26 protein-coding genes and 3 tRNA genes are annotated in these 26,677 nt (G+C 41.7%); 9 read left to right on the top strand and 20 right to left on the bottom strand.

The window, feature by feature from the left end; all coding sequences use genetic code 11:
* Nucleotides 1-168: 168 nt before the first annotated feature.
* The 9 genes from G0029_RS15105 to G0029_RS15145 all read right to left on the bottom strand — a co-directional run bounded on the left by G0029_RS15105 (nucleotide 169) and on the right by G0029_RS15145 (nucleotide 10,105).
* Entirely contained in the window at nucleotides 169-999 is an 831-nt protein-coding gene (locus tag G0029_RS15105) for an ABC transporter permease (RefSeq protein ID WP_180107654.1), read from the bottom strand.
* 20 nt (nucleotides 1,000-1,019) lie between these two features.
* Nucleotides 1,020-1,853 carry an ABC transporter ATP-binding protein gene (locus G0029_RS15110; protein ID WP_078191496.1) on the bottom strand — a complete coding sequence of 278 codons (834 nt, stop codon included), beginning with the start codon at nucleotides 1,851-1,853 and terminating at the stop codon, nucleotides 1,020-1,022.
* A gap of 2 nt (nucleotides 1,854-1,855) precedes the next feature.
* The gene (locus G0029_RS15115) at nucleotides 1,856-2,911 is read right to left on the bottom strand and encodes an ABC transporter substrate-binding protein (RefSeq protein ID WP_227591837.1); all 1,056 of its coding nucleotides are present in this window, start codon (nucleotides 2,909-2,911) and stop codon (nucleotides 1,856-1,858) included.
* A 12-nt stretch (nucleotides 2,912-2,923) separates the two neighbouring features.
* Complete coding sequence (locus G0029_RS15120; RefSeq protein ID WP_078194041.1) at nucleotides 2,924-3,718, bottom strand: ABC transporter permease; 795 nt, start codon at nucleotides 3,716-3,718, stop codon at nucleotides 2,924-2,926.
* Nucleotides 3,715-4,563: an ABC transporter permease gene (locus tag G0029_RS15125; protein ID WP_180107655.1), complete on the bottom strand. Its 849-nt coding sequence runs from the start codon at nucleotides 4,561-4,563 to the stop codon at nucleotides 3,715-3,717. Before G0029_RS15125 ends, G0029_RS15120 begins: the two co-directional genes overlap by 4 nt.
* On the bottom strand, nucleotides 4,560-5,813 hold the full coding sequence (locus G0029_RS15130) for an MFS transporter (protein ID WP_180107656.1): 1,254 nt from the start codon (nucleotides 5,811-5,813) through the stop codon (nucleotides 4,560-4,562). The genes G0029_RS15125 and G0029_RS15130 overlap by 4 nt, the downstream gene beginning before the upstream one ends.
* Before the next feature lie 9 nt (nucleotides 5,814-5,822).
* Entirely contained in the window at nucleotides 5,823-6,878 is a 1,056-nt protein-coding gene (locus G0029_RS15135; RefSeq protein WP_078194045.1) for an ABC transporter substrate-binding protein, read from the bottom strand.
* A 33-nt stretch (nucleotides 6,879-6,911) separates the two neighbouring features.
* The gene (locus tag G0029_RS15140) at nucleotides 6,912-8,393 is read right to left on the bottom strand and encodes a carbohydrate porin (RefSeq protein ID WP_180107658.1); all 1,482 of its coding nucleotides are present in this window, start codon (nucleotides 8,391-8,393) and stop codon (nucleotides 6,912-6,914) included.
* An 881-nt stretch (nucleotides 8,394-9,274) separates the two neighbouring features.
* Complete coding sequence (locus G0029_RS15145) at nucleotides 9,275-10,105, bottom strand: SDR family NAD(P)-dependent oxidoreductase (protein ID WP_180010800.1); 831 nt, start codon at nucleotides 10,103-10,105, stop codon at nucleotides 9,275-9,277.
* 224 nt (nucleotides 10,106-10,329) lie between these two features.
* Here G0029_RS15145 and G0029_RS15150 point away from each other — a divergent pair, with 224 nt between their 5' ends.
* The 3 genes from G0029_RS15150 (at nucleotide 10,330) to phoR (ending at nucleotide 13,335) form a co-directional block, all read left to right on the top strand.
* Nucleotides 10,330-11,013, top strand: coding sequence for a TetR/AcrR family transcriptional regulator (locus tag G0029_RS15150; RefSeq protein ID WP_111885789.1), 684 nt, complete (start codon nucleotides 10,330-10,332; stop codon nucleotides 11,011-11,013).
* Between the two features lie 229 nt (nucleotides 11,014-11,242).
* On the top strand, nucleotides 11,243-11,953 hold the full coding sequence (phoB, locus tag G0029_RS15155; protein WP_078194048.1) for a phosphate regulon transcriptional regulator PhoB: 711 nt from the start codon (nucleotides 11,243-11,245) through the stop codon (nucleotides 11,951-11,953).
* Between the two features lie 23 nt (nucleotides 11,954-11,976).
* Nucleotides 11,977-13,335 (top strand): phosphate regulon sensor histidine kinase PhoR, encoded by a 1,359-nt coding sequence (gene phoR, locus G0029_RS15160; protein ID WP_180107659.1) that lies wholly within the window; start codon nucleotides 11,977-11,979, stop codon nucleotides 13,333-13,335.
* On the opposite strand, the gene G0029_RS15165 is transcribed toward phoR, so the two are convergent.
* From G0029_RS15165 to G0029_RS15175, 3 genes are all read right to left on the bottom strand, one after another.
* Nucleotides 13,332-14,009: a glutathione S-transferase family protein gene (locus tag G0029_RS15165; RefSeq protein WP_180035124.1), complete on the bottom strand. Its 678-nt coding sequence runs from the start codon at nucleotides 14,007-14,009 to the stop codon at nucleotides 13,332-13,334. The two genes, phoR and G0029_RS15165, sit on opposite strands and share 4 nt — an antisense overlap.
* A 151-nt stretch (nucleotides 14,010-14,160) precedes the next feature.
* Entirely contained in the window at nucleotides 14,161-14,559 is a 399-nt protein-coding gene (locus G0029_RS15170) for an OsmC family protein (protein WP_180107660.1), read from the bottom strand.
* Between the two features lie 68 nt (nucleotides 14,560-14,627).
* Nucleotides 14,628-15,575: a pirin family protein gene (locus G0029_RS15175; protein WP_180107661.1), complete on the bottom strand. Its 948-nt coding sequence runs from the start codon at nucleotides 15,573-15,575 to the stop codon at nucleotides 14,628-14,630.
* A 392-nt stretch (nucleotides 15,576-15,967) separates the two neighbouring features.
* Here G0029_RS15175 and G0029_RS15180 point away from each other — a divergent pair, with 392 nt between their 5' ends.
* A complete protein-coding gene (locus tag G0029_RS15180; protein WP_180107662.1) occupies nucleotides 15,968-17,143 on the top strand; it encodes a GGDEF domain-containing protein in 1,176 nt (391 codons plus the stop codon).
* Nucleotides 17,144-17,286: 143 nt separating this feature from the next.
* Nucleotides 17,287-18,621, top strand: coding sequence for a GGDEF domain-containing protein (locus tag G0029_RS15185; protein WP_227591930.1), 1,335 nt, complete (start codon nucleotides 17,287-17,289; stop codon nucleotides 18,619-18,621).
* Between the two features lie 191 nt (nucleotides 18,622-18,812).
* Here the strand turns inward: G0029_RS15185 and guaA are convergent, their stop codons facing one another.
* Together guaA and G0029_RS15195 are read right to left on the bottom strand one after the other, a co-directional pair.
* On the bottom strand, nucleotides 18,813-20,381 hold the full coding sequence (guaA, locus tag G0029_RS15190) for a glutamine-hydrolyzing GMP synthase (RefSeq protein WP_078194056.1): 1,569 nt from the start codon (nucleotides 20,379-20,381) through the stop codon (nucleotides 18,813-18,815).
* Nucleotides 20,382-20,593: 212 nt separating this feature from the next.
* Entirely contained in the window at nucleotides 20,594-21,016 is a 423-nt protein-coding gene (locus G0029_RS15195) for a DoxX family protein (protein ID WP_180107664.1), read from the bottom strand.
* A gap of 194 nt (nucleotides 21,017-21,210) precedes the next feature.
* On the opposite strand from G0029_RS15195, the gene G0029_RS15200 reads away from it, so the two are divergent.
* Nucleotides 21,211-21,837: a DedA family protein gene (locus tag G0029_RS15200; RefSeq protein ID WP_078191514.1), complete on the top strand. Its 627-nt coding sequence runs from the start codon at nucleotides 21,211-21,213 to the stop codon at nucleotides 21,835-21,837.
* A 19-nt stretch (nucleotides 21,838-21,856) separates the two neighbouring features.
* On the opposite strand, the gene G0029_RS15205 is transcribed toward G0029_RS15200, so the two are convergent.
* The 5 genes from G0029_RS15205 to G0029_RS15225 form a co-directional block, all read right to left on the bottom strand.
* Nucleotides 21,857-22,450 (bottom strand): LysE family translocator, encoded by a 594-nt coding sequence (locus tag G0029_RS15205; protein ID WP_180107665.1) that lies wholly within the window; start codon nucleotides 22,448-22,450, stop codon nucleotides 21,857-21,859.
* A gap of 307 nt (nucleotides 22,451-22,757) precedes the next feature.
* The gene (locus tag G0029_RS15210; RefSeq protein WP_078191516.1) at nucleotides 22,758-23,162 is read right to left on the bottom strand and encodes a hypothetical protein; all 405 of its coding nucleotides are present in this window, start codon (nucleotides 23,160-23,162) and stop codon (nucleotides 22,758-22,760) included.
* Nucleotides 23,163-23,175: 13 nt separating this feature from the next.
* Nucleotides 23,176-24,012 carry a ParA family protein gene (locus G0029_RS15215; RefSeq protein WP_180110238.1) on the bottom strand — a complete coding sequence of 279 codons (837 nt, stop codon included), beginning with the start codon at nucleotides 24,010-24,012 and terminating at the stop codon, nucleotides 23,176-23,178.
* 63 nt (nucleotides 24,013-24,075) lie between these two features.
* The gene (locus G0029_RS15220) at nucleotides 24,076-24,468 is read right to left on the bottom strand and encodes a SirB2 family protein (protein ID WP_180085642.1); all 393 of its coding nucleotides are present in this window, start codon (nucleotides 24,466-24,468) and stop codon (nucleotides 24,076-24,078) included.
* Between the two features lie 8 nt (nucleotides 24,469-24,476).
* Nucleotides 24,477-24,788 (bottom strand): BolA family protein, encoded by a 312-nt coding sequence (locus G0029_RS15225; protein WP_078191519.1) that lies wholly within the window; start codon nucleotides 24,786-24,788, stop codon nucleotides 24,477-24,479.
* A gap of 242 nt (nucleotides 24,789-25,030) precedes the next feature.
* Between G0029_RS15225 and G0029_RS15230 the strand changes: the two genes are divergently transcribed.
* From G0029_RS15230 to G0029_RS15240, 3 genes are all read left to right on the top strand, one after another.
* A tRNA-Gly gene (locus tag G0029_RS15230) sits at nucleotides 25,031-25,103 on the top strand.
* 47 nt (nucleotides 25,104-25,150) lie between these two features.
* Nucleotides 25,151-25,226: transfer RNA gene (locus G0029_RS15235), tRNA-Gly, on the top strand.
* Nucleotides 25,227-25,272: 46 nt separating this feature from the next.
* Nucleotides 25,273-25,348 (top strand) — tRNA-Gly (locus G0029_RS15240).
* A 219-nt stretch (nucleotides 25,349-25,567) separates the two neighbouring features.
* On the opposite strand, the gene G0029_RS15245 is transcribed toward G0029_RS15240, so the two are convergent.
* Nucleotides 25,568-26,658, bottom strand: a protein-coding gene (locus G0029_RS15245; protein WP_085940648.1) for an IS4-like element ISAba1 family transposase whose coding sequence is annotated in 2 segments (ribosomal slippage) — nucleotides 25,568-26,118 and nucleotides 26,118-26,658 — 1,092 coding nt in all. Because the reading frame shifts where the segments join, the coding sequence is not laid out codon by codon here.
* Nucleotides 26,659-26,677 lie beyond the last annotated feature (19 nt).

The following is a 26,677-nucleotide window of genomic DNA, read 5'->3' on the forward strand; positions in this document are numbered from 1 at the left end:
AGACATATTTTTATTTACTCCACATTAAAATAATAATCCCAAAAACTGATACATAAATATTCATCTACATTATTCTTTATTCATTGCATTATTTTAAGTATAAAAAATCAGTAATAAAAAACCTCGGTATATCCCGAGGTTTTTATTTATTTTTCCATTTTGTCTAGATTATTCCACGGGGTTTCGTTTCCACGCTGTAAAGTATTTTTCTAGTCCAATCAAGAAATAGTTAAAGGATAAGCCTACGAGGGTAATGACTAATATGCCTACAAACATTTGTGGAATTTCAAAGCTAAATTGCGAATAAATAATCAGATATCCCAGACCTGCTTTGGCACCAAACATTTCTACTGCAACTAAGGCCAAAATAGAAATTGCCCCTGCCAGACGGATACCGACAAAAATCGTCGGAACCGACGCAGGCAGAATCACTTTTCGGAACAATTGATAGGGTTTTAGGCCCATGGTTCGTGCCGATTTAATCAGTAAAGGATCGACTGTTTGTACGCCTGTAATGGTGTTCAATAAAATCGGCCATGTGCATGCATACACCAACAGGCTGATTTTTGAAGTTTCACCAATACCTAAAAATAAGATGAACAGCGGCATTAATGCCAATGCTGTGGTATTTCGAAACAATTCTAACAATGGATTTAAGGTTTCAGCCACGAGCTTGTACCAACCAATGATGAGACCTAAAGGAATAGCGATCGCTAGGGCCAAAATGAAACCAATAATTGAACGCTTTATACTGGCCAAGAAATGGATGCCTAATTGACCGCTTTGATATAGCTGCCATGTGGTTTCCAACACTACAGATAACGGCGGTAAAAAAGCCGGATTGACCACACCACTCCGCGGCAGAATCTCCCACAGCAAGAAAAAAGTTACAATGGCAATGGTGCGTTTAAAGACCGTGTTTAACCAAGTGAATTGTAGTCTGGGTTTAATGTCGTTATACGATTGCGTATAACTGATGGCTTGTTTAGTCGATGACATAAATAAATCCTCTGAATATTTTAGTTATGTGCAAGCTGTTTATGTTTTTCGAGGGCTTGCGCTTTAATCACTTCTTCACTGAGCAATGACCAAATTTTATGGCGAATTCGGCCATATTCAGGCAATGAACGGACATCTTCACTGGAGCTGCGCAGGCTTTGCGGAATTTCAATCACTTCCTTAATTCGCCCCGGTCTTGAGGTCATAATCGCCACGCGCTGACTCAGATAAATTGCTTCATCAATACTGTGAGTAATAAAAACAATGGTTTTTTTCGAGCTTTTCCAGATATTGATCAGCTCGGCTTGTAAGGTTTCTCGGGTTTGCGCATCTAGGGCAGCAAAGGGCTCATCCATTAATAAAATTTCTGGTTCATAAGCCAAACTTCGGGCAATCGCAACCCGCTGTTTCATCCCGCCGGAAAGCTCATTCGGATAATGCTTTTCAAAGCCACTGAGACCCACAAGCTGCAAATAGTATTCGGCTTTTTCACGGCGTTCTTTTTTTGCTACGCCTTTGGCTTCTAGACCAAATTCGATATTTTCCAGTGCGGTTAACCATGGATAGAGCGCATATTGCTGAAACACAATGCCACGGTCTAAACCCGGTTGAGTAATCTGCTTACCACTCAGTAAAATCTGCCCTGCAGACGGTTTGGTTAAACCCGCAATTAAGTCTAATAATGTAGATTTTCCACAGCCACTTGGCCCCACGATTGAAACAAATTCACCCGGCTGAATATCCAAAGTGACATTTTCTACAGCGACAAATTCAGGCTTATAGTTTTTACTGCCGACATGGTTCTGTGCAGGAAATACCTTACGCACGTGATCTAAATGTAATGCACTGGTCATTGTTATATTCCTTTTGATTTTTGGTCTTGCGCATAGGGATTAAATTCATTGCTATAGATGCGAATGACCTCAATTTGATTTGGTTTTAATTTGTGTTCTTTTTCTAAGGCACTCACCCATGGTGCAAAATCCTGATCTTTTTGCACGCCACCGACTTCGTGAACACCTGTGCCTGTGTAATATGGAATCAGTGCTGTATTTTCATTGCGTTGACGTTTTTCGATAATACTTTCCATACGGGCAATGATTTGCTCTTTCGGCGTGTTGTGTAGCCATTCTTGAGCTTTGGCCACGCCACTGACAAAGGTGCGAGCCAACTCGGGATGCGCTTGAATAAAATCTCCGCGCATCGAAAAACTCCCTGCGGTAAAGGGGCCGTATAAATCAATATCTTTAAAGATGCTGCGTACACCACCATTTTTTAAGGCACGTTTTTCCAAAATGCCAGAGAACACTGCAATATCAATTTGCCCATTCCTTAAGGCTTGTTCTGAGCTCACCGGTGGCAACATAATCAGCTCAACTTGACGGATTTCATCATCGGTTAATCCATGGCGAGCCAAATAATCTTTCACCACAAAGTCATAATGTGCCCCATAGGCATTCACTGCGACTTTCTTGCCAATAAAGTCTCGTGGGCTACGGATAGAACTATTTTCTAGCACATAAAAACCCACGTTTTGTTCAGCATCACTGCCATAAGAAGCCACTACGGGAACGACATCTAGACCCGCAGCGATGACCTTCACCACAGCACCATTAAAGGCGCCAGCAAAATCAACATCACCGGCCACCAAAGTGAGTAAATCTTGTGGCCCACCTTGTACCGTGCCGACATAACTGAGTTTAACGTCGCCTAAATAGCCCAAGTCTTGTGCCAATTCAGGTAAGGACACCAGTCCCGGATAGCTTTGATAGCGTAGTTCTTTTAAAGCCACTTGCTGAGGTTCATCCACTCGCTGCGTGCTGCAACCAACCAAGGCTGTGCCACCGACCAATGCTGCAAGGAACATATTGCGCCAGAGTTGAGGAGTGTTATGGATTGTCATTTTTTTCATTGTTATGTTCTCCTATCCAACCTGCTGCCAAGCTAAAACTTTACGCTCAACCCAAGTCAGTACCGTATTGAGCAACACGCCCACAATTCCTATCAGCAACATGCCAAAAATAATCAGTTCGACATCAAAAGCCTGACGCCCTTGAATCACGATATTGCCCAGACCATTGCCATAGTTCGCCAATAAAAATTCAGAGCCGATGGTGGCAAGCCATGCGAAAATCAGCCCAAGTTGTAAACCGACAAAAATCTGCGCCGAAGCACCGGGTAATATCAATTTACGAAACGCGTATGTCTTGGGAAATTGGTAAACTTCGGCCACTTCACGATACTTATGCGAAATACTGCTCACACCTTCAAAGGTGTGTAGCGCCACGGGATAAAACACCGATAAGGTAATAAACAGCACTTTGGCGCCATGTCCCTCACCTAAAAAGGTCGAAATTAGTGGCAACCATGCAAACAGCGAAATTTGACGCAATACATGAAAGCTCGGTGCAAATAACCAATTCGAAAGGCGTGAACTCGCGATCAAGATGCCAAACAGCACACCCGCTATCGCACCTATGCCATAGCCGATAAAATTTCGTGCCAAACTTTCGCCAAAGCCTGTCAAAAAGCTCGGTTGTTGGAGCACGGTTACTGCTTTTTGCAGCACGAGCCATGGACTAGGAATCAACTTTGGATCAACCCAATTTTGCTGTGAGGCCACTGCCCACAGTGCGATAAATGCCACAGGTAGAACGAGTGCTTTTGCTGCTTTAACTAAGACTTGGCGCGCTGCCCCGTGTAATGAAAGAATGCTCATGAGTTCCCTCCTACTCGGGTTGCGTGAAAGCGCGCAGTTTTTTCTAACCAAGCCAGCAAGGTATCTAAGACATAGCCCGTAATACCAATCACAATGATCGCCATGAAGATCAAGTCCATCTGCATTAGCTGACGTCCCCACACCATGAGATAACCAATTCCTTCACTACTCGCTAATAACTCGACAAAAACCAATGCCAACCACGCCTGCATAATGCCTTGACGTAAACCACTGATCACACTGGGTAGTGCAGCTGGGAAAATCACTTCTTTGAGTTTCTGCCAATTGCTGTATTGGTAAACCTCTGCCACTTCCATCAAACTATTCGGCACATGAGTAATGCCCTTATAGGTTGCAATCAACACCGGTGGTAAAACAGCCAATGAAATAGCGGCAATCTTCAAAGCCTCATCGATGCCTAAGAAAATCATCAATAATGGAATCCAGCCAACTATGGGAAATTGCGCAACAAGATTCACCGTCGGAAAAATAAAGTCCCGACTACGTTTGGCCAATCCCAACACAGTACCAAGCAAAATCCCGACACTGGCACCAAGCAAGACACTCCATAAAATACGTTTGGCACTGATGGCAAAATGAAAACTCAATTCACCGCTTTGCCATAATTCGACTGTGCTTTGCCACACCAGACTCGGTGCAGGTAAAATCTGCTCAGGCAACCACTGTTTAAGTGTTGCCACATACCATAGACCGAACAACAAAACTGGCATCAGGAGTCCACACGCCACTTGCAAAGTTAGTTTTAAATAGGTCTTAAAAAAATCCAACGCACTTCGGTCACTTTGCAAGGGAACCGAATGTGCAGATACATCCGTAAGGCTCATAATTCTTGTCCTTTTACGCTCTGTTCTGAGACATCAGGTTTTAAAAATTGAATAAATTCCTGATTTTTGCTGATCAAAATAATCAGACCAATAAACACCAGCCCGATTGGTAAAAATAAATTTTGTAGTCCAACCTGTGCGCCAAATACGGCGCCTATCAAGCCACCCAACAGTCCACCCGAAGGTCCGACGAGGGCTAAAATTGGAGAAATCTTAGCCATCGCGGTTTGCTCACCCACTCGGGCGAAAGACATAAAATTGGCGATATGCAACATACCGAGTCCAAGTCCAAACATGACCGAAGCAGGCCACATCAACAGCGTGATTTTGGTTAAGGCTAAAATCAGTAATGCCGTTGCCATCAGGCTTAGGCCAATCAAATAAAACTTTTGATAACCCATCAGCTCAGCTAAACCGCCCATGCTAAATAGCGATCCCACAAAGACGATGCCTTGTACGGTCAGCAGCATCACCGCCATTGGTTCTGAAAGTGCAAAACTTTGGATAGCAATCACCACAATGAAAAAGCCAAAGTAGTTATTTGCCACGCTGCTCAAAAATTCCAATATGCAAATAATCCGTAATGAGGCATGAGTTTTGATCAGTGCCAATGGCGCCACAATATCTCGCCATTGAAAATGCGGGTGATTCGTCGCTTGCGGAGTGCTACGTTGAAAGCACCACGGAGCCAACAGCAAGGTGCCTAAAAAAAGCAAAGACACCACATAAAAACTTCCGCCATAGCCGAAATGCTCGATCAACAACACGCTCAATGCAGGTGCAATCAGGAAATATCCCATCATGTGCGAACCGCGAAACCAACCCGCACGGGCTGGACCTAAACGCTTTAAATTGCTCAGAAAAACGGTATTGATCGAAACAAAACGCATGGGTAAGACAAAACTCACCAAGGCTGTCACCGCAAACAAATACCATGCACCGGCTTTGAGTGGCGTTAAGCTATAGATCACAGCGCCCAACACACTGCCGATGCAGAATATTTTCAAAGACCCAAAGCGCTGTACCAACACGCCAATCGGCAATGCCATGATCAAAATGCCAAAATTTTGCGCTGCAGAAATTAGCCCCAATTGCAATTCGGTGGCTTCTAAATGCACGGCATACAAGGAAATTAATACCCGTGCTACGCCTACCCCTAGTCCAGCCAAAATCGTGAGCAGCACAAAACTGCTCATAAATTTGGTGGTTAATGGACTGGCAATTACATTGCTTTCAATCGGACGACTCATGGCTGCGACTTACTTCGGTTGACCTTGAGCATTAAATTGGCGCCAGTAACCCTCTAACTTCAGCTCTTTCAAGGCATTATTTAGATACTTCGGCTCATACCACGTTTTGGTATCCACATCACGACGGATTAAGCGTGCATCTTTGGCAATTTTTAAAGCACTATCAATTTGTGAACGATGGAACTCGTCTAGTAGCGGTGTAGTACGGTCCTTTAAATTCCAACCATCCCAAGTTTTTTGATAATCCACCAATGGAATGCCACTTTGAGCCCAGAGTTTATATTGCGCACTACGGTTGGCTTCTTGAGAACTCCACTGCGCCTGTTTAATCAGTGTCGTCACGACACGTTGCACTACCTCTGGATATTGTTTTTCAAAACTTTCTGTCACCCAAAAGTGCGCAATCGGTGCAACTTTGGGATCTTTAATTTCCAATAATGTTTTCGCCACACCACGCGCTTGCAAACTAAACGGTGAAGTAATCGTGGCATCAATATCACCTGTCGCTAACGCAGTACGCGCCGAATAGGCATCTTGCGAAATCACTCGTAAATCGCGCTCAGTTAAATTGTATTTTGCTAATACACGGTTAAAGACGATCTGACCATTGGTGCCTTTAAAGACGGAGAATTTTTTGCCTTTGAGATCTGCAAAGGATTTGGCATTAGAGCCGGCAGGCACCACCACATAAGTTGGGCCAAAACGCCCTGTTGAAAACAAGACTTTGGTTTTTAATCCCGTTGAACGTCCAACCAATGAGGGCAAATCACCATGCAATGCAAAGTCAACTTTGCCATTGGCTAAAGCTTCATTGGTTGCAGGGCCTGCTCCTGGGAAGAATAGCCAATTCACCTTAATGCCATCTTTTTTAAATTCTTGTTCGAGCACACCTCGTAAATGTGCTGTAGCTACAAAACTACCGCCCACTTTGGGTTTACCCCCCTCACCCGCGCCTGATACAGAAATGCGAATTTCTTTGGGATTGGCAGCATGCAATTGAACGCTTAGACCAAGTGCTGAAAGTGCCAAGAATGTGGCTGCGATTTTTTTAGAGATAATTTTCATTTTAAATGTTCCTTAATGGTTTAAATATTTGAATTAAAAGGTGTACTGAACTTGAGCTTGCAGCTCATTGGTGTCTTTTTGATTTGCCGTTTCGACATCAAACAGGTAGTGATTCAGCTGTAATTGGAATTTTGTGGTTTGCGCAAAAAACAGATTTAAGCCCAAAGAGTGAATGTCATATTCACCAATACGACCGCTCGCGGTGTCGAGATAGCTTGCGTTGTTTTTATTCGGGTTATAGCGGTCAAAACGGTAATAGCCTTGGACTGACTTTGGCCAGAAATCATCAAATTTGGCATTGGATTTAATACTGTTGTAGAACTGATCGCCCAAGGTGTAAAAAGCGGTAAAAGTATGTCCTTCCGCTTTGGCTTCTTTGATGTCTTGGGCTACAGTGTCGACATAATCGGTCTTGCCTTGCAGATATTCATAGGTCACGCCAAATGGGGCGTGGTTATAATAAATATCGAAACCCAAACGATCACGTTTTGCAGCATCGTCAGTGATTCCGCCGGCTGAAATTTTCGATTCGCCTTTGATATAAGAGGCACCGAACTTCAACTCACGGAAAATGCTGGCGTAGTCCACTGGCAAGGTAAAAGCCACACGACCGATATAATCTTTGCCATTGTTGTCATCTGCCTTATTGCTGGCGTTCCCATTGGTTACCCCTAAGGCATACTCAAATAGCGGCGCACGGTAGTTCGATGCAAAGTCGACAAAAGGTTTGGCATCTCCACGGACGATAAATCCATTTTGACGATTAAACAGTCCTAAAAAGGTCGAAGCTGCAGCGGTACTAATGGTCGGACGCAAATCTTCAGGAGACTGCACATCTAGACCAAAGGGCAATAACTGCTGACCGAGCGTAAAGTTCAGTTTGGCAGTTTCAGGGCCCGCATTGGTGGCAAAAGCGTTATAGCGAACAAAGGCATCTAGTAAGTTAAAGTTACTGTTATTGGTGCCATCATTGCGTTTGCCATAACCAAAGGACAATTGATAATCGAGGTTTTTGCCTTCGTTATAATCCCGGAATAAATTCCCGCGCACACCAATTAGCGCAGTCCCAATATCAAATGTCGATTTGGTTGCACCCAACACACCCGTTTCATCGAGCGCACTGGCACGTAGTTGAACCGTGCCATACAGGGTTGTGTCACGGGTCGATTTGGTGGTTTGACGTTCATATTGACGTGACTGATCGTACTTATAGTTTTCAATATCTGCACGTAAGCCGTCGATATCTTCGGATGTTGCTGTGGTTACTTCTGCAACCTGCGTTTCACCTTCAATATCAGCGGCGTTGCTCGTATCGTCTGTCGTCACCGCGGCCGTTTCGACGACTTGGCTTTTCGTCGCACCAGATTCCACGGCATTTAAGCGTTTTTGCAAACTCTCAATTTGTTGTTTTAAGCTGCTCAGTTCTTGCTGAAGTGCTTCATCGGATGCAAAACTCAGCTGACTGGTTGCGGATAAAATCAGTCCGACCGCAACGGTTAATGTGGTTTTTTTCATGATTTGGTTTCACTAACATTTTTCCCAAAGCGCAAAATCCCCCAACCCCATGCAAGGTGCATGAAGTGAATGTACTGCGTGGGTTTTTTTAAAAATTAATCTGAGTGGTCGTAGGTTTTATTCAACTTATGCACGACCGAAACTCGAAGACAGCTTTTAGAATTTAAGCGCGCATCATCGCGAGTGTCATAGCACAACAACATGCCTGTTGTAGGACACGAAAAGCAGAAAGATATCGATGCGTAAAAGTACTCATAAATGTTCCATACAGTGGTGAGTTTTGTTCACTCTAATATGGCAACAACTGTGCCAACATTTTAAGTATTTATTTTTTAAAGTTTTATTATTTAAATCTGATAAATTCTGTTGGTTTTAACGCCAAAAAAATGTTGGTTATTCAACAGTTGCTTATTTCAAATCATCAGTTATTTCCATTTTTATATCTTATTTTATGAAATAAGAAATACGCTTTGGGCTTTTAATAACTGATGTTACGCCTGTAAAAGTAATTTCGGATTTTTAAAATGATTTTTAAATCTATTCGATGGAGTCTTACATCTAGGGATTGAATAACGGGATTAGCCTTCGGCTGGAGGTACTCTTACGAAACGTTGTTTCTCATTCGACAAAATGAGAAGCGTGCTTCGCAAGGAAACCATCTTGCGGTGCAATACACCTCACCGACAAAACTCGTTCAATACCATCAAATGATTCAAAGGATCGCAAAAACATTTTTGATTAAAAGTCTTCTTGTCTCAAACAATTGCGGATGACACTACCGCGTATCGTTCTTTTATTTGGATCAAATTGCGCTTCTGATATTACTAGAGCATAAAAAAACCCACTGACGTGGGCTCTTTTCAATTGATTTTAATTACCGCTTATTGACCAAATTTAGTCGCCATGGCAGTTAATTTTTGATAACCCGTCGGTAGCAAACGTTGAATTAAATCAATCGCTTTTGCATCATTACCAATCAATAAACGGCGCTTATCTTTTTGTACTGCTGCAATGATTTGACGAGCCGCTTCTTCAGGTGGACAACGCAAGAATTTATTAAACGACTGTGCCGATTTTTGTGGGTTCATGCCTAAACTTTTCAAGCTGTCATTCATTTTTGCGGCATTGGCAATATTGGTACGAATCCCGCCCGGATGTACACATAGCGCACTCACGCCACAGTTTTCAATATCCAATTCTTGGCGTAAAGATTCGGTAAAGCCACGTACTGCAAATTTAGTGGCATTATATGCCGACTGTGTTGGCTGTGCAGTTAGACCAAACAAGCTGGAAATATTGATGATATGACCTTCACCACTTTGCTTGATATAGGGTAAAAATTCTTTGGTGCCATAAACCACACCCCAGAAGTTAATATTGACAATCCACTCCAGCTCTTCGTAGCTTGCGCCTTCAACGGTCGTGCCCAAAGCCACACCCGCATTGTTAAAAATCATATTCACGGAACCATGATCTTTAACGGTCTGTGCTGCCCATGCTTTCATTGCTGCAAGGTCTGACACATCGAGTTTTTGCGTGGTTACACGTACATTGCTGGCTTTCACCAATTCAACGGTTGCCGCTAGACCCTGTTCATTCACATCGCTTAAAGACAGATGACAGCCTTGTTTCGCCAAAAGCACTGCCAATTGCTGACCAATACCTGAACCTGCACCTGTAATGGCAGCCACTTTATTTTTGAAGTTTTTCATTGTGATTCCTTATTCCTTTATGCTGCCGCTTGGCTTTATCACAGCGTGATCTCATTTGCCAATGTGTGCAGTTCGTCAACTTAATATAGTTTTGACAATACATATTGTCAATGTCATCTTAGGACGTGCTAAGCTGTTGAAATCGCCAATGCTTAAACATAGGTTTAAACTGAAATTATTGCTAAAATAAGACAAAATTCTGCTTTAGTTCAGCGTATATTTTCATGACAGATGCAACAAATCACACAGAACAACAACAGGCAAAAAATGTGAAGGAACGTCAATTTAAAGGGCTTTCTCTCAGTGAACGTAAGCAAGCGCGACGTGAAAAACTGATTGAAGCCGGTATAGAAGCCTATGGAACACATGGCTTTTTTTCAGTGACTGTGAAAGATATTTGTTTGGAAGCCAAGCTGACCGAACGCTATTTTTATGAATCATTTAAGAAAAGTGAGCAACTGTTCCAGACCATCTTTTTAAAATTAATCGATGAACTGCAACAAAATGTGATGCAAGCCATCATGCAAGCATCTACCGATTCTAAAAAAATGATTGAAGCGGGCTTAACCGCCCTATTGTTAACCTTAAAAAATAATCCTCGCATGGCGCGCATCATTTACATCGATGCTATGTTGGTACAAGAGCTACATAACCAAGCCACGATTCATGAAACCATGATGCGCTTTGACCGTATGATTCATGCCTTTGTCATGCTGATGATGCCGAATATTGATCGTTCAGAACGCGAAATTTCAATGGTCGCAACCGGTCTCAATGGTTATGTCACCCAAATCGCGATTCGCTGGGTCATGAGTGGTTATAAACAGCCGATTGATGAAGTTTTATCGTCATGTAGCGTGGTCTTTTTGGCCTTGTTGGATGCTTTTTCTGAAAAACCCAGGAAATAAATTTTGTCCTCAACACTGATCTTTACAATTTTTTGAATGATTTTTTTGTGACAACAGCATGATGCAAAGCCCATGTTGTTGAATATTTCAGGATTTAAATTGTCACAATTTCTTTCTAAACCCCAATGAAAGATCATTTTTGCAATGATACTGTCATAATTAATCTTTGTAATAAGCCTGTCATAAATATAAAACGGTCTACCGTTTACATAAAATAGGGTATTGCGCTGTGAAAGATGACTATATTTTAATCGTCGACGACGAACTCCCGATTCGGGAAATGATCCATACTTCACTGGATATGGCTGGTTTTCAATGTCAGCAAGCTGAAGATGCCAAACAAGCGCACCAAATGATTGTGGATCAGCGTCCTGCACTGATTTTATTAGATTGGATGATGCCTGGCGGCGTGAGTGGTGTAGACCTATGTCGTCGTTTAAAACGCGATGAAAATTTGTCAGAAATTCCAGTCATCATGCTCACTGCGCGCGGCGAAGAAGACCATAAAGTCCAAGGTCTGGACGCGGGTGCAGATGACTACATGACCAAACCCTTTTCCACCCGTGAGTTGGTGTCACGCATTAAAGCGGTGCTGCGTCGCTCAAATGCATTGGGTGGTGAAAAAACCATTGATGCCAATGGCTTAATCCTCGATCCAGTCAGCCAACGTGTCAGCTTTGGCAACACCATTTTAGATATGGGACCGACTGAATATCGTCTATTGGCCTTTTTCATGACTCATCCTGAACGTGCCTATACCCGTGCTCAATTATTAGATCAGGTTTGGGGTGGAAACGTGTATATTGAGGACCGTACCATTGACGTTCATATTCGTCGTTTGCGTAAAGTTCTTGAACCTTTCCAAGCCGATCGTTATGTCCAAACTGTTCGTGGTACAGGTTACCGTTTCTCTACCCGTGCAGACGCTGTAATGGGTTAGTCATTTTAGGTCTTTAATTTTATATGTATGAACCGTATCCCGTCCCTGAACTTGCCAGTGAACATAAAAAATTCCGTTACAGCAGTTTATGGACTTTTGCCAAGCAGGATTTGAGACTGCTGGCATTTTTCCTACTCATTGCTGCACTCATCGGCTTTGGTACCGGGTACTTATGGATCTGCATCTTAATTGCCTTTGCAGTGTTCTTTGCATTGCAAATGCGTTCGCTGTACTTGGTCAACGAATGGATTTCAAACCGTCCTTATGATGTCCCGCCGAATTTAGACGGCATTTGGGGGGCTTTGCTCTTTAATGTATACCGTGCCCAGCGCCAAGAACGCATCGTACAAGCTGAAATGGTCGGCCTAATTGACCGCGCTCAATCTTCCTTGGTAGCACTTGCTGAAGCTGTGGTATTGATTGATGAATTACACCAAATCGAATGGTGGAACCCTGCCGCAGAAAAGCTTTTGGGGATTCAACAGCTCGATCAAGGGCGCAATATTTTAAGTATTTTAAGACAGCCTAGTTTTATCGAATACTTTACCAATATCGATTTAGCCCCCGATGGTTTAAAAATGAAATCATCAGTGCTCGAAGACCATTATGTGCAAGTCAAATTGACCCGTTTTGGTCGCGAAAGTCGTTTATTGGTGGCTTATGACGTCACGCGCATGCATAACCTTGAGCAGATGCGTAAAGACTTTGTCGATAATATTTCACATGAGTTACGCACACCGCTCACGGTTTTAAGTGGTTATATCGAAACCTTTACCGATCAGGAAGATTTAAATCCACGCTGGAAACGCGCATTCGATCAAATGCAGTCTCAAACCCGCCGTATGAATGCTTTGGTTAATGACTTGTTATTATTATCTCGTCTGGAAAATGATAAAAAAGTTGCTAAAAATCAAATCATTGAAATGCCCAGCCTAATGAACCAACTATATGACGATGCACATGCTTACAATGTGGATTATGGACATACACTGAATCTCGAGATTGATAGTCACTGTGACCTGATCGGATCAGATATGGAATTGGCGAGTGCCTTTAGTAACCTCATCACCAATGCAATTAAATACACCCCGAAAGGCGGTACTGTGACCATTGGTTGGCATGATGATGGTACGCATGGTTATTTTACCGTTGAAGATACGGGTATCGGGATTGACCCGAAACACTTACCCCGTTTAACGGAACGGTTTTACCGTGTGGACAGCGCACGTAGTCGCCAAACGGGAGGAACAGGTTTAGGTCTTGCCATCGTGAAACACGTTTTGATGCAACATCAGGCACACCTTGAAATTGAGTCCAAAGAAAACCGTGGTTCGCTGTTTAAAGTCGTCTTCCCTAAAGAACGCTTGTATCATGTGAGCTAAGCAGAATCATCCTGCCGGTCTTGCTGTGCTTCCAACTGTTGTTCTTGTTGTTTGGCACGGCGATATGCAGGACGCTGTTGCATCCGTTGTAAGAAAGCCTGAATTTGTGGATATCGCCCTTGAGTTCTGGTCATGACGGCTTCTAATGGAAACGTCATCTGAATATCCGCAAAGCTAAACGGTCCCGCAAAATATTCATTTTCCGCTAAATGGTTTTCTAAAAACTCGATATGTTCTTTTAAGCGAGGTCGTACAAAACCTTTTTTGACCCCATCACAAATGCGATTAGCTACGGGTTTGATGACCCAAGGTACATGGCGTGGCACATTGCTCATGACCAACTGCATCACCAACAACGGCATTAGAGAACCTTCGGCATAATGCATCCAAAAGCGATATTGTTGTTTTGAATGTTCCGCCTTGGCTGCAAAAAAATCATGCCGATCATACTTCTCTTGTAAATACTCCAAGATCGCTGCAGATTCTACCAAGACCAGTCCATCATCCTGCAATATGGGCGACTTCCCTAAAGGATGGATGGCTTTAAGCTCAGGGGGAGCAGACAAATTTGGCTGGCGCAGATAAAACTGAACCTGATAATCCAGTCCTAATTCCTGCATTGCCCATAAAATACGAAATGAACGAGATTTTTCTAGATGATGTAGCACCCGCATGGGTTCATCTCCTATATGAAGTCTAAAATTTTCTTATTTCTGGCAAGCCATTATTATTTTGAAGTAGTTAAATCATAAAAAGTGTCAGATCACTGCTTAGGGCTATATCAAAACTAAATTTTGTACAGTACAGCAGCGACCTGCATTTAAATTAAACTAGAGTGGTTTTAATGTCTATACTGCGCAATAAAGTTTTTGTCACAGGGGTTTTTTCACAAATGGACAAGATTTTTTGCTCTAATTCTGCATCCAAGGGCGTTTGAAAATGCAGGCGTCGCTCAACCCATTCAGCTCCTTCACGGTTCGCACAAAAGTCTGCCTCGACACGAAACTCACCCAATTGGATTTGTTTATGTGCTGCATACATGCGCAAGGTAATCATTGTGCATGAGATTAAAGATGCGCACAGTAAATCATACGGTGCTAAACCTAAATCCCCGCCGCCAAATGATTCGGGCTTATCGGTAATAAGTTGATGTTTTCCACTCTGAATTTCACCTGACCACGGTGCTTCTAAAGTGTTTACTGTTGCCGTTGCGACGATACCCATAATGACTCCCTCATGGTTATGCCGCACCATTTTCACCACAGGTACGGCTGTTCATTTTTATTTTTAAGTTAACGTGATGGACGCATTTTATCAGGGAAAGCCGGTGCTTCTAGTCGTGGACCATCATAGTCTGGAATAGAGCCAAAGCGTTCGTCCTGATTAATCCACTGCTCACGGGCAATATTCAATTCTTCTTGTGTGCGCCCCACAAAATTCCACCACAGCAGAATCGGTGATTCAAAAGGTTCACCTCCTAATAATAAAACACGGCCACCTGCATGTAGGTCAATTTTGACTTGGGTTAAGCCCGGCTCAAGTACCACCATATTGTCTTCATTTAGCTCGTGACCATTGATACTGGCAGTCCCTTCGAGGGCCATAAAGCCATATTCAAATTTTGGATTGAGCGGCAGGACGGTACTTTGACTTTCCGAACTACGCAGATCGACACCCAATAATTCACTATGTACTTTTACCGGCGATTTAGTCTGTAAAAATTCACCCACCAATACCGTCAATTCAATCCCGTCTTGTGTCACCACAGGCAACTCTGGGTAATGGTCAAACTGGGGCGCCATATTGATTTTGTCATCTGGCAATGCAATCCAAAGTTGCGCAGCATGCATTTGCGTTTCAGATTCTGGAGCAACCTCAGTATGCGAAATACCATAACCCGCCGTCATGAGATTGACTTGTTTGGGCTGAATTAACTGATGTGTGCCCAAACTGTCGGTATGCATCATGGTACCATCAATCATCCAGGTAAACGTTTGCAAACCAATATGTGGATGCGGCCCAACATCTAAGCCATCACCTTGCGGAAAATGCACTGGACCGGCATGGTCAAGGAAACACCATGCCCCAATCATCCGTTTATGCCGACTCGGTAAAGCACGTTTTATCAATGTGCCTTGACCAATTTCAGCACGGCGCAGTGGAAATTCTTGAATGAACTGATTGACGTATTTTTCACAATCGTCGGAATGAGATATTTCTGTGTAATTAGTATTGGTCATATTCTTACCCTAAATTTGGCTAAGCCGATGCAAGGACTATCGGCTAGAGCTATGCATTTTTTCCATTATATCTGCATTAACTCAATCTTCTTCAGCTGTCATTAATACGCTGAATCACAGAGATAGGACAATCTTTTTTTTGTTGCCTAATATGACATACAGCATAACAGTTATTGATGCTTATTTAGACAACACCCAATGCGAAATTACTTGCTCAAATCACGTGAAATGTAAATTTAAGTAACACAAATTAACACTCACTTTTGACCAAACAATACCAAATAATTCACAAATCATTGAAATAACGTGTTTAATTTTAAATAAAAATGATATAGATTATTTTAGTTACATAAACTTACATACAAACCATGCTCACCCGTCGGTAATCTTGCATGATCAATGAGTATAAGAAAGAATCACGTGCACTGATCCAAAAAGCCTTGAAAGGAACCTTTGTTCGCGTTCCTGCTCAATTTCGTCAAGAATTTTTCCACTATCATCGTCATCAACTTTTTAAATTCTTTTTCCAAGTCAACATCGTTGCACAATTGGCCTATCTCTCTTATGCCATAGCGGATTGGTTTATGTTGCCCGATGTGGGTTTGCTCGCGATAGGCTTAAAAACGGCCTATACCTTACTGATGATGGGCATCACATGGGGCATTTATACATATAGTAAGAGCATTTTACTCTTTGACTTGATGCTTCCCCTATCGATCGTTGGTGCTTCTGCGCTGTGGTTTAGCCTACTCAATTTATCCAATAGCCCCGATGTGCCGATCTATTTATATGCATCTTTGGTTTTTATTGTGTTAGCCAATTTATGTGTGCAAATCCGCTTTAAGGCTGCTGTGCTCATTTCTCTATGTATCAGTCTAATTATACTGATTGGGGTGTATTTCGCCATTTCTGGCAATATCCATCAACTGCAACTGTTTATCTTGATCTATTCGCCCGTGTTGTTATTTAGTTTGTATATCAGTTGGAATTCAACGCAAAAATCTAGAATTGTATTTTTACACAGTAAACTCGATCAGTTGAACCGTGAAGCGCTCAATATTATGGCGCATACCGATGTGCTGACTGGCTTAAACAATCGACGTCAATTTATTCAACTTGCCAATTATCATATTCATCATCAGTCCGAACCGTTACAGCCGCTTTCATTACTGATTTTTGATGTCGACAAATTTAAAAATATTAATGATCAGTTTGGGCACTATATTGGTGATCATGTTTTACAACAAATTGCCGAAACGTGCCGACATACCTTACGTAGTCAAGACATCATTGCCCGCTTCGGTGGTGAAGAATTTATTATCCTTTTACCGCAGACACACCTGCGTCAGGCTCAAGATATTGCCGAACGTCTGCGACGGGCAATAGCCGATGATTATTTAGAACTTGATACACTACAAAAACTTAAATTTACCGTTTCTATTGGTGTTGCCGAATTTGGTCAAAAAAACCGAGATTTACAAAGTGTAATTCGCATGGCCGATCAGGCACTTTATCAAGCAAAATCTGCAGGACGCAATCAAATTTCAACTTATAAAACAGCAAGTTAATAATATATTTTGTAACATTCAACAGACGATTTTTTATCATTCATTCGAAAAATCCCTAGTTTCAGGTAGATATTTTTGTATATTTTTTATTCATAATTTTCCTAAGCCATTTATGGAGAAGGGACATGTCTGTTGATGTACGAATGAGTTCTCGGACTAATTCGTCTGCTCAGGAAGTTCGTAAAAATCATAATCATACTTTGAAACTTTCTGAGTGTGATCTTGCCAATCGTGCCGAGATTGAACAAGCCATTGCAGATCCTTTTGCACGTATTCCTACGCAGTTTAGAAACTATTTTCTACAACATCAGTATGCCCATCAGTTACCTTATTTACGTCAAGTGAACTACATGGCGCAGATTACGTTTCTCCTTTATTTCTTTGCTGACATTTTTATTATCCCAGACATGTTCTTTTGGTCAGGTCTTTCTCGAGTGGCCATGATTATTGCTGCCCTATTGGTCAGCTTTTATCTGTTTAAATACAAAAAAGATATTCGTGTGCTCGACATGATCTTACCGATTGGGACGGTCTGTAGCACCGCGATTTGGATTGGCTTATTACTGGCTTCAAATAGCCCAATGGTCTCGTCCTATATCTATGGTGCAGCGATCTTTATATTAATTGCCAATGTCTGCGTACAAACACAATTTAAGCCAGCCTTGTATTGTTCGGGTCTCATTTCGCTATTGGTATTTTTTGCGGTGAGTCAGCTTTTATCATGGCAAGAAGCACTGATTTTTGTGGTGGTGTCTATTCCTGTTTGGATGATCAGCCTGCATATGAGTTGGAACAATACACTCAATGCACGTCGTCATTTTTTACGTACCCTGCTTGATGACTGGAATATGCATACACTGAAAAATTTAGCGCATACAGATGAGCTCACCCAGTTATACAACCGTCGTCAGTTTGTTCAGTTGGCTGAGCACCGTATTCATGAATGGCCAACGCCTGCAAGTACTTGCTTATTGATGTTTGATGTCGATCATTTTAAACATATTAATGATAATTACGGGCATGATGTTGGTGACCAAGTACTGCAATGTATCGCTGAAACCACCCGCAAAGAAATGCGCCAAAAAGATGTCTTGGCTCGCTTTGGTGGTGAAGAATTTATTGTGCTGCTGTCGGAAACGCAAATACAGGATGCAATGTTAATCGCAGAACGTATTCGTTTAACGCTTCAAAATCAATCATTGCTGAATGTCGCAAATCACCCGATCCAATTTACCGTCTCCATTGGTGTTTCACAGCTTAAATCACATAAACAAAATTTAACTGAACTGATTAAGCAAGCTGATATTGCCCTGTATCAGGCAAAAGAAAATGGCCGTAACCGTGTAGAGCGATATGATTCAAGCATGAAACCCGAACGTAAATCGACGAAGTCTTGGCAAAGCTTTACCCATAAAGTAAAGCCTAAAGCTGAACCGAATAATGAAAGCGATAGTAGTTGGTCAATTGTTTATAAATAGAATGTTGAGATATAAAAAAGGACGCCGAGGCGTCCTTTTTATTAGAATTATCTAGGTTTCCCTAAATAGCCTCAAGCATAGCTTTCGGCGTAATTTAGGCAAGAAGCTTCGCTTCTTGAAATCCAAAACTGCCGCGAGCATAGCTCTTGGCGTAATTTAGGCAAGAAGCTTCGCTTCTTGAAATCCCTAAATTACTCCCATTCAATCGTAGCAGGTGGTTTAGACGATACGTCATAAACAACACGAGAAACTTCAGCAATCTCGTTCATGATACGTGTAGAAATCTTGTCTACAAGATCATAAGGAAGGTGTGCAAAACGTGCAGTCATAAAGTCCACAGTTTCTACAGCACGAAGCGCGATTACCCATGCATAACGACGGCCATCACCTACGACACCCACAGATTTCACAGGTTGGAATACGGCAAATGCTTGTGCAGTTTTGTCATACCAGCCGCTTGCGCGAAGTTCTTGCATGAAGATGTCATCTGCTAGACGAAGGATGTCAGCATATTCTTTTTTCACTTCACCAAGGATACGTACACCTAGACCTGGGCCTGGGAATGGATGACGGTAAAGCATTTCAAATGGAAGACCAAGTGTTGTACCTAAACGGCGAACTTCATCTTTGAACAAATCACGGATTGGCTCAACCAATTCGAATGCTAAATCTTCTGGTAAACCACCCACGTTGTGGTGTGATTTAATCACGTGCGCTTTACCTTGTTTGCTTGCCGCAGATTCAATTACGTCTGGGTAAATAGTACCTTGAGCAAGGAAGTTCACACCGTCAAGCTTACGTGCTTCTTCAGCAAAAACTTCAATGAATTCACGACCGATGATTTTACGTTTTTTCTCTGGATCAACTTCACCAGCAAGCGCTGTTAAGAAGCGATTTTCAGCGTCGGCACGAATCACGCGGATACCCATGTTTTTCGCAAACATGTCCATCACTTGCTCGCCTTCGTTCAAACGAAGTAAACCGTTATCTACAAATACGCAAGTCAATTGGTCGCCAATCGCACGGTGTAAAAGTGCAGCTACAACAGATGAATCGACGCCACCTGAAAGACCCAATAGAACTTTTTGATCACCAATTTGCTCACGAAGTTGTTCTACGCGAAGATCGATAATGTTTTCTGAGTTCCACAAGTTACGGCAACCACATACGCCATGTACGAAGTTAGACAATAACTCAGCACCTTTTGCAGTGTGTGTCACTTCTGGGTGGAATTGGATACCATAGAAACGACGTTTTTCATCAGAAACCATCGCCACTGGGCAGCTTGGTGTGCTAGCAGTGATTTGGAAACCTTCAGGAATTTGAGTCACTTTATCGCCATGACTCATCCACACTTTTAATTGGTCTTTGGTATCTTCAAGATCACCAATTAAAGCATCACGGACTTTAATATCAACTTCTGCATAACCAAATTCATGCACAGTACCTGGCTCAACTTTACCGCCAAGCTGTTCTGACATAGTTTGTAGACCATAGCAAATACCTAAAACAGGTACACCAAGTTCAAATACAACTTGTGGTGCGCGCGGACTACCTTCTTCATGAACACTTTCTGGACCACCTGAAAGAATGATCCCGTTTGGGTTAAATGCACGAATGTCTTCTTCAGACATATCAAATGCGTACATTTCTGAATAAACACCAGCTTCACGTACACGACGTGCAATAAGCTGACTATATTGAGAACCGAAATCCAAAATCAGGATACGGTCTTCAGTAATTTGGGTATTGGTAGTCATGGCAAACAACTATGCAGGCAACGAATATAAGCGCCGTATTCTAACATTTTTCTTGGACTTTCGCACACTATTCGGACAGGGACAAAAACCACAAGCCAAACGATGTTTTTTACAACACATTTCAGGACTTTACCCATCCGCTTTCAATCAGCGATAGACATGAAAAAAGCGGCAGAACGCCGCTTTGATGGATGCTCGGACTCATAACCGCTTTATTTTGATTTTTCAATCCAATGATCCAAACTGAATTTACCTGCACCATGTAACATAAGAAATAATAAGCCGCCAGACATCGCCAAGTTTTTCATAAAGTTAATGCCATCTTCAGCACCACCATGGAATAAAAATGCAGTGATTAAACTAAATACGGTTAGACCCAATGCCGCAAAACGTGCTTGAAAACCAAACAATAAAGCTAAGCCGCCACCCAACTCAACTAAAATGGTGATAGGAAGTAGCCCTGCCGGTACACCCATTGACTCCATATAACCTGCGGTTGCAGTGTAAGCCGTAATTTTGCCCCAACCTGCCACAATAAAAATATAAGCCATTAATATACGTGCAACGAGACTGATCACTGCATTGATTTGAGGCTGTTGACTCAGATTTTTCACCATCAAATTTGGGTTAAGCATACTGAAACCTATTCTTAATACTGTTCAAAAGATGTGCTTAGATTAGGTCGTTTCTTATTCTCTTTAAATATGCTTTTATAATACTCATCATTCCATATATAGAACGATTTTACTGATAATTAATTACGTTTTAATACTGACTTTACTGCCCCAGACTGATAGCATCAGACCACTATTTTACGCATATAAGCCCCATGGAACTGATTGATTTTATACTACATGTTGATGACCATTTACTCGAGTTCATTACCAATTATGGCGTATGGATTTATGCAATTCTGTTCCTGATTATTTTTGTTGAAACCGGTTTGGTGGTCATGCCCTTTTTACCGGGTGACAGTCTTCTGTTTGCAGCAGGCGCGCTCGCTGCGTCAACAGGTGCCATGGATCCGTGGGTTTTGGTGATTTTGCTGTTTATCGCGGCAGTCTTGGGCGACACGCTGAACTACCATATTGGTAAATATATTGGCCCACGTGTCTTTGAAATTGAATCACGCTTCATTAACCGTCAACATTTGGTGAATACGCAAAAATTCTTTGAAAAACACGGTGGTAAAACCATTATTTTTGCCCGCTTTATTCCTTTTGCACGAACCTTCGCGCCTTTTGTCGCAGGTGCAGGCAGCATGAACTACAAGTACTTCCTGACTTTTAACATGATTGGTGCGATTTGTTGGGTTGGCTCATTTATCACTTTGGGCTATTTATTTGGCAATATGCCAATCGTGAAAGATAACTTCACCCATCTGATCTTCGGCATCATTATTATTAGTGTTTTACCGGGTGTAATTGGTTTTATTCGAGCAAAATTAAAGAAATAAACCGATCTGGTGAACGCCTTTAAGCAAAAAAGCGTAAAACCACAGGGAACATACATAAAATCAGCATCAGGGCCGATCCTTTATACAGAAGATCGGCCTTAATTTTTTGGGTCTTACCGGCCAAAATCGTCCGTCCAAATGACATCCAAAACAACGCAACAGGCAGCAAAACCACACTAAATACAGCGAAAACCAAAATAAAATTTAATGGGCTTGCCCAAGTTTCAATCGGGAAAATACCTGCAGCAAAAAGCAAGGCTTTCGGATTTTTTAATGAGGAAATAAATAATTCACGTGGTTGAATTGAAGGATGTTTTTGATTGTACTGATGTAAATGCGTCGATTTCCACAAATGAAAAGCCAACCATAAAACATAAGCAATACTAAGAAAATGCAGCAAGTGAATTAAATTCGGCCACACTGGAGCGCTTAAATGAATAATCAACGCCCACAAATTAATAGCATAGAAATAGCCCAATAATTCTGCAGGAATCAGCATGCACGTCTTTGCAATGCCTTTTTGATGTGCAGAGCTTGCCATTAGTGCATTGCTAGGTCCCGGCGTCATCATCACCGCAATCATTGCCAATACAAAAAGCCAACTCTCAATCATAAATACCCAGACAATGTTTCAAAGCGCACACCTTAGCCGAAATGAATTTAAAAAAACAAGTACGCGCTAGGTCAGTTTTATCCTTGTACAAGTCAATGCACTCACGCTGAATGTTCAAGACTAGAAGGAGGTGTTAAAATTTACGAATGATATTTAATTTAATTTTTTCATAGATTTAAATATTTTATTGGCTCTAAATAGTGCATTTTATTTGACTCAAAAAAAATGCCAGTAGACGCCTCGCCTACTGACAAATTTTATTACACTTTTCTCATAGCACAGGCCTGAGCCCCTGCTCATGATCCGTTTATGATTTTGCTGCGGTAGCCGAATTTGCGCGAACGATAATCGGACAACCTTTAAATTTTGCTGCCTGTACAATCGCTTCTTGCTCACCTAGAACGCGTGAAAGTTCGGTACGTTTAGTATTCGAAGATTGTCCCATATTGACCGAAATACTCGGACCAATTCCCCAACCTCCACGGCTGCCCCAGCCACCACCGAGGCCAACACCGACACCAACGCCTGTGCGCTTCGGTGTTTCTACACCATTTTGAATATAGTCGTGGATTCGGTTGTATTCGCTTTGCAATTGTTGGCAACTCAAAGACTGATACTGTGTAGGTGAAACATAGCTTGGTTTAGGCGTACTTGCACATGCACCCAATACAACAGCAGTGAAAGCAACTAGACCACATTTAAGTGCATTCATACTTTTCTCGATACTACTTTTGTTCAATTTCATTGAACAATGATTGATAGGCTTGCGTCAATTTATGATCTGCAGCCAAATGGATTAAAGGTTGATTTTTATGATGAGATTCTTTCATCAGCACCGAAGGCGGCAACATGCTGTCCAATACAGGCAGACCTTCATCTTTGAGTTGTTGTACAACTTCGCGCGGCAACTTCGCCTGTGCCTGAAATTGATTGACCACAATGCCTTCAATTTCCAAATGATCATTATGATCATCCTGCGTTTCCAACACATTTTCGATCAGGGTCTGTAAAGCTCGTTTTGAAAACACGTCACAGTCAAATGGAATCAGCACGCGATCTGCCGCAATCAACGCAGATAAAGTAAAAAAGTTAAAGGCAGGCGGTGTATCAATAAACACTCGATCATATTGACCGCTCATCTGCTGCAAAGCATCACGCAGTTTGTAAATTTTATGCTTAGATTCTAAGGCATGTGCCAAGGCGCCTAAATTTGGACTGGCAGGAATTACATCTAAATTTTTAAACGGTGATTGATGTACATAGCTTTCTAGACCTTTAGTACGATTTTTTAAAATCGAACCGATGGCATTTCCCAACAATCCTTTACTTTGTTGTGTCCCCAAGACTTCATCAAAATAATTTTCAATATTGGGTTCAAGTGCAGGCTTATCTGCCGAATACGTCGCATCATCCCCCAACAAATATTGGCTTGAATTGGCTTGAGGGTCGAGGTCAATCACCAAAGTTTTTAAACCTTGGTGCGCGCTTATCGCAGCTAAATTAACCGTAATACTCGATTTCCCCACACCACCTTTTTGGTTAAATACCACACGCGTACGCATTCAAAACCCTCTAATCTTTGTTTTTTTACTCAAGCCTTGAAATCGGCCATGTGGATAAGCCATTTATCCAAAAACTGGTTTAATTATAACCAATGTAATGATGAAAATAAGTGCAACAGCTGCAATAAATAAGCCCGCACGGCGCTGAACCAATAAAACACTGTCATCTTTTTTATACGCTTTAGATAAAGAAGACAGCAACGCTAGAAATAGTACAACTTTGGCATAGAACCATGGCTGCACATCAAAGTTCTTCATAAACAATAAGATAATTCCTGTCACAGCAATTAATGTCATTGAGCCATGTTGCAAAGCAACAAAAAACTTACGACCTGATGGATTCGGTAAATTGCCCTGCGTCCCTTTAAACAGCGTAAAAGCACGAATGAAAATGGCAGCACAGCCTAAAGCCACACCACACATATGAATGATTTTAATGATTAATTGCGTTTCCATGGCTCACCTTAAGATGACTTAGGTGCATGCGCACATTCAGGGCTAGTGGTGTCTTGACCTTTCCATTCTTCGGGTAAAAACGCATGAATGGCCAAGGCATGAATTTGCCCCGGACTAAGTAAATCACCGGCTGCGGCATAGACTTTTTGATGACGTTGCACCAAACGCAAACCTGCAAATGCCTCACTCACGATCACTGCTTTAAAATGCGACTCTTTACCTGGGAAATAACCTCCATGACCTGCGGACTCATTCACCACTTCAAGATGTGTAGGCGCTAATGTCTGTAGACGCTCAATTAATTGCTGTTCTAAACTCAAAACGGCTCTCCCAAATTCAAAAAAAGGTTCAACTGGTCTTAGTATAGCCTGTATTTGTTCAAGTTCTTGTGTCGCAAAGTTGCTGAAACCATCTGAATTGCATGATTTCATCAAAATGGAAGCCTTCGACCTGCAAAAATATTCCAATTTTCAAACAAATTGTTTTTATTTTATGCAAACGATGCACAGTTTTTCATAAAGTTATTGACCTGAAAAATCCTTAATGTATTATACGTGGCTATGCGGGAATAGCTCAGTTGGTAGAGCATAACCTTGCCAAGGTTGGGGTCGGGAGTTCGAGTCTCCTTTCCCGCTCAAAATTTTTTCATTCGGTTTTTTATTTAAAAAATTGGATAGACTCCGCGGGAATAGCTCAGTTGGTAGAGCATAACCTTGCCAAGGTTGGGGTCGGGAGTTCGAGTCTCCTTTCCCGCTCCAAATTTTTTTCGATTCAGTTTTTTAGTAAAAAAACAGGATAGACTCCGCGGGAATAGCTCAGTTGGTAGAGCATAACCTTGCCAAGGTTGGGGTCGCGAGTTCGAGTCTCGTTTCCCGCTCCAAATTCTAAAAGCCCTCATCGAAAGATGGGGGCTTTTTTATTATTGATTTTAAATAATATTTTTTCTTTCAGTCTATAAAGCTATCAGCTTCAACGCGAGTAAAAAGTTAAGTTAGATCAGTTAAGAGTGGGCTTACGTGACCAAAAGTGACCTAAACGTGCCCTGCAACCATCACATATAGATCAATATATTAAAAATTTTCTCTGTACACGACAAATTTCACAGAACCCTTATCCTATCAGGATTCTGCTTTCTTAAAATTGCCAAAATTTCCTTAAACTCTTCTTTTTTCCCAAAACCAATTAAACGCTGAATCGCCATTTGAACATAGTCTAAACCATAGCGAAATAAACTCATTGAGAGTCGTCCATGCTTCTTTATTTTTATCGCTTTTTTTTGATTATGTTGCCATTCACCCGTTAAGTAACACCAACAGAAGCTTATAGCTAACACCGCAATCAATTTTTTCACTCGTCTAGGGTCTGTCAAGCGCGTATTTTCAAGATTAAACCCGCGTCCTTTGAGACAACTGAATAAGGTTTCAATTTCCCAGCGTAATGCATAATCCTGAATAGCATTGGCATTAAACTGAGGAGAAACGACGAGTAAAAGCTCTCCATTTTCTAACTGTAGTGCACTTATATATAGTTTCACCCGACCAACCAAAATCCGTCGTTTACGACATTCAATTTGACCAACTTTAAGATGGCGAAATAAATCACTAATTTTATGATTCTTTCCTAAATGATTGGTGACAATGAAGTTTTTTTAACACGAATGCAGAAGTTGATGTCTTGTTCAATTAACCATGTAAACCACTGCTCACCGATAAACTCTCTGTCTGCGAACACATTCACAATACGGTCTTTACCAAAAATGGCTATAAAGCGTTGAATCAAAGCAATACGCTCTTTCGTATCTGAATTTCCACGTTTATTAAGCAATGTCCAAAGGATAGGTATCGCTATTCCACGATAAACGATTGCGAGCATCAGGATATTAATATTTCGTTTTCCCCATTTCCAATTGGTTCTATCTAAAGTCAGTTGCACTTGGTCGAATGAAAACATATTGAAAATCAACTGAGAAATTTGACGATAATCAAAATACTGACCTGCAAAGAAGCGCTGCATACGTCGATAAAATGATTGTGGTAAACACTTGATGGGCAAGGCTTTAGATGCAGAAGAAAGATTACATGTTTGCTTTAAAATAATCACAAGCATGATGAGCGCAAAGCACTTTAAATGTGACTTGTTCCATTTTAGAGATTTGTTTAAGATAAGATATAACTCATTGAGATGTGTCATAGTATTCGTCGTTAGAAAA

The sequence above is a fragment of the Acinetobacter sp. YH12138 genome (genome assembly GCF_015218525.1).
Taxonomy (GTDB): Bacteria; Pseudomonadota; Gammaproteobacteria; order Pseudomonadales; family Moraxellaceae; genus Acinetobacter; species Acinetobacter amyesii.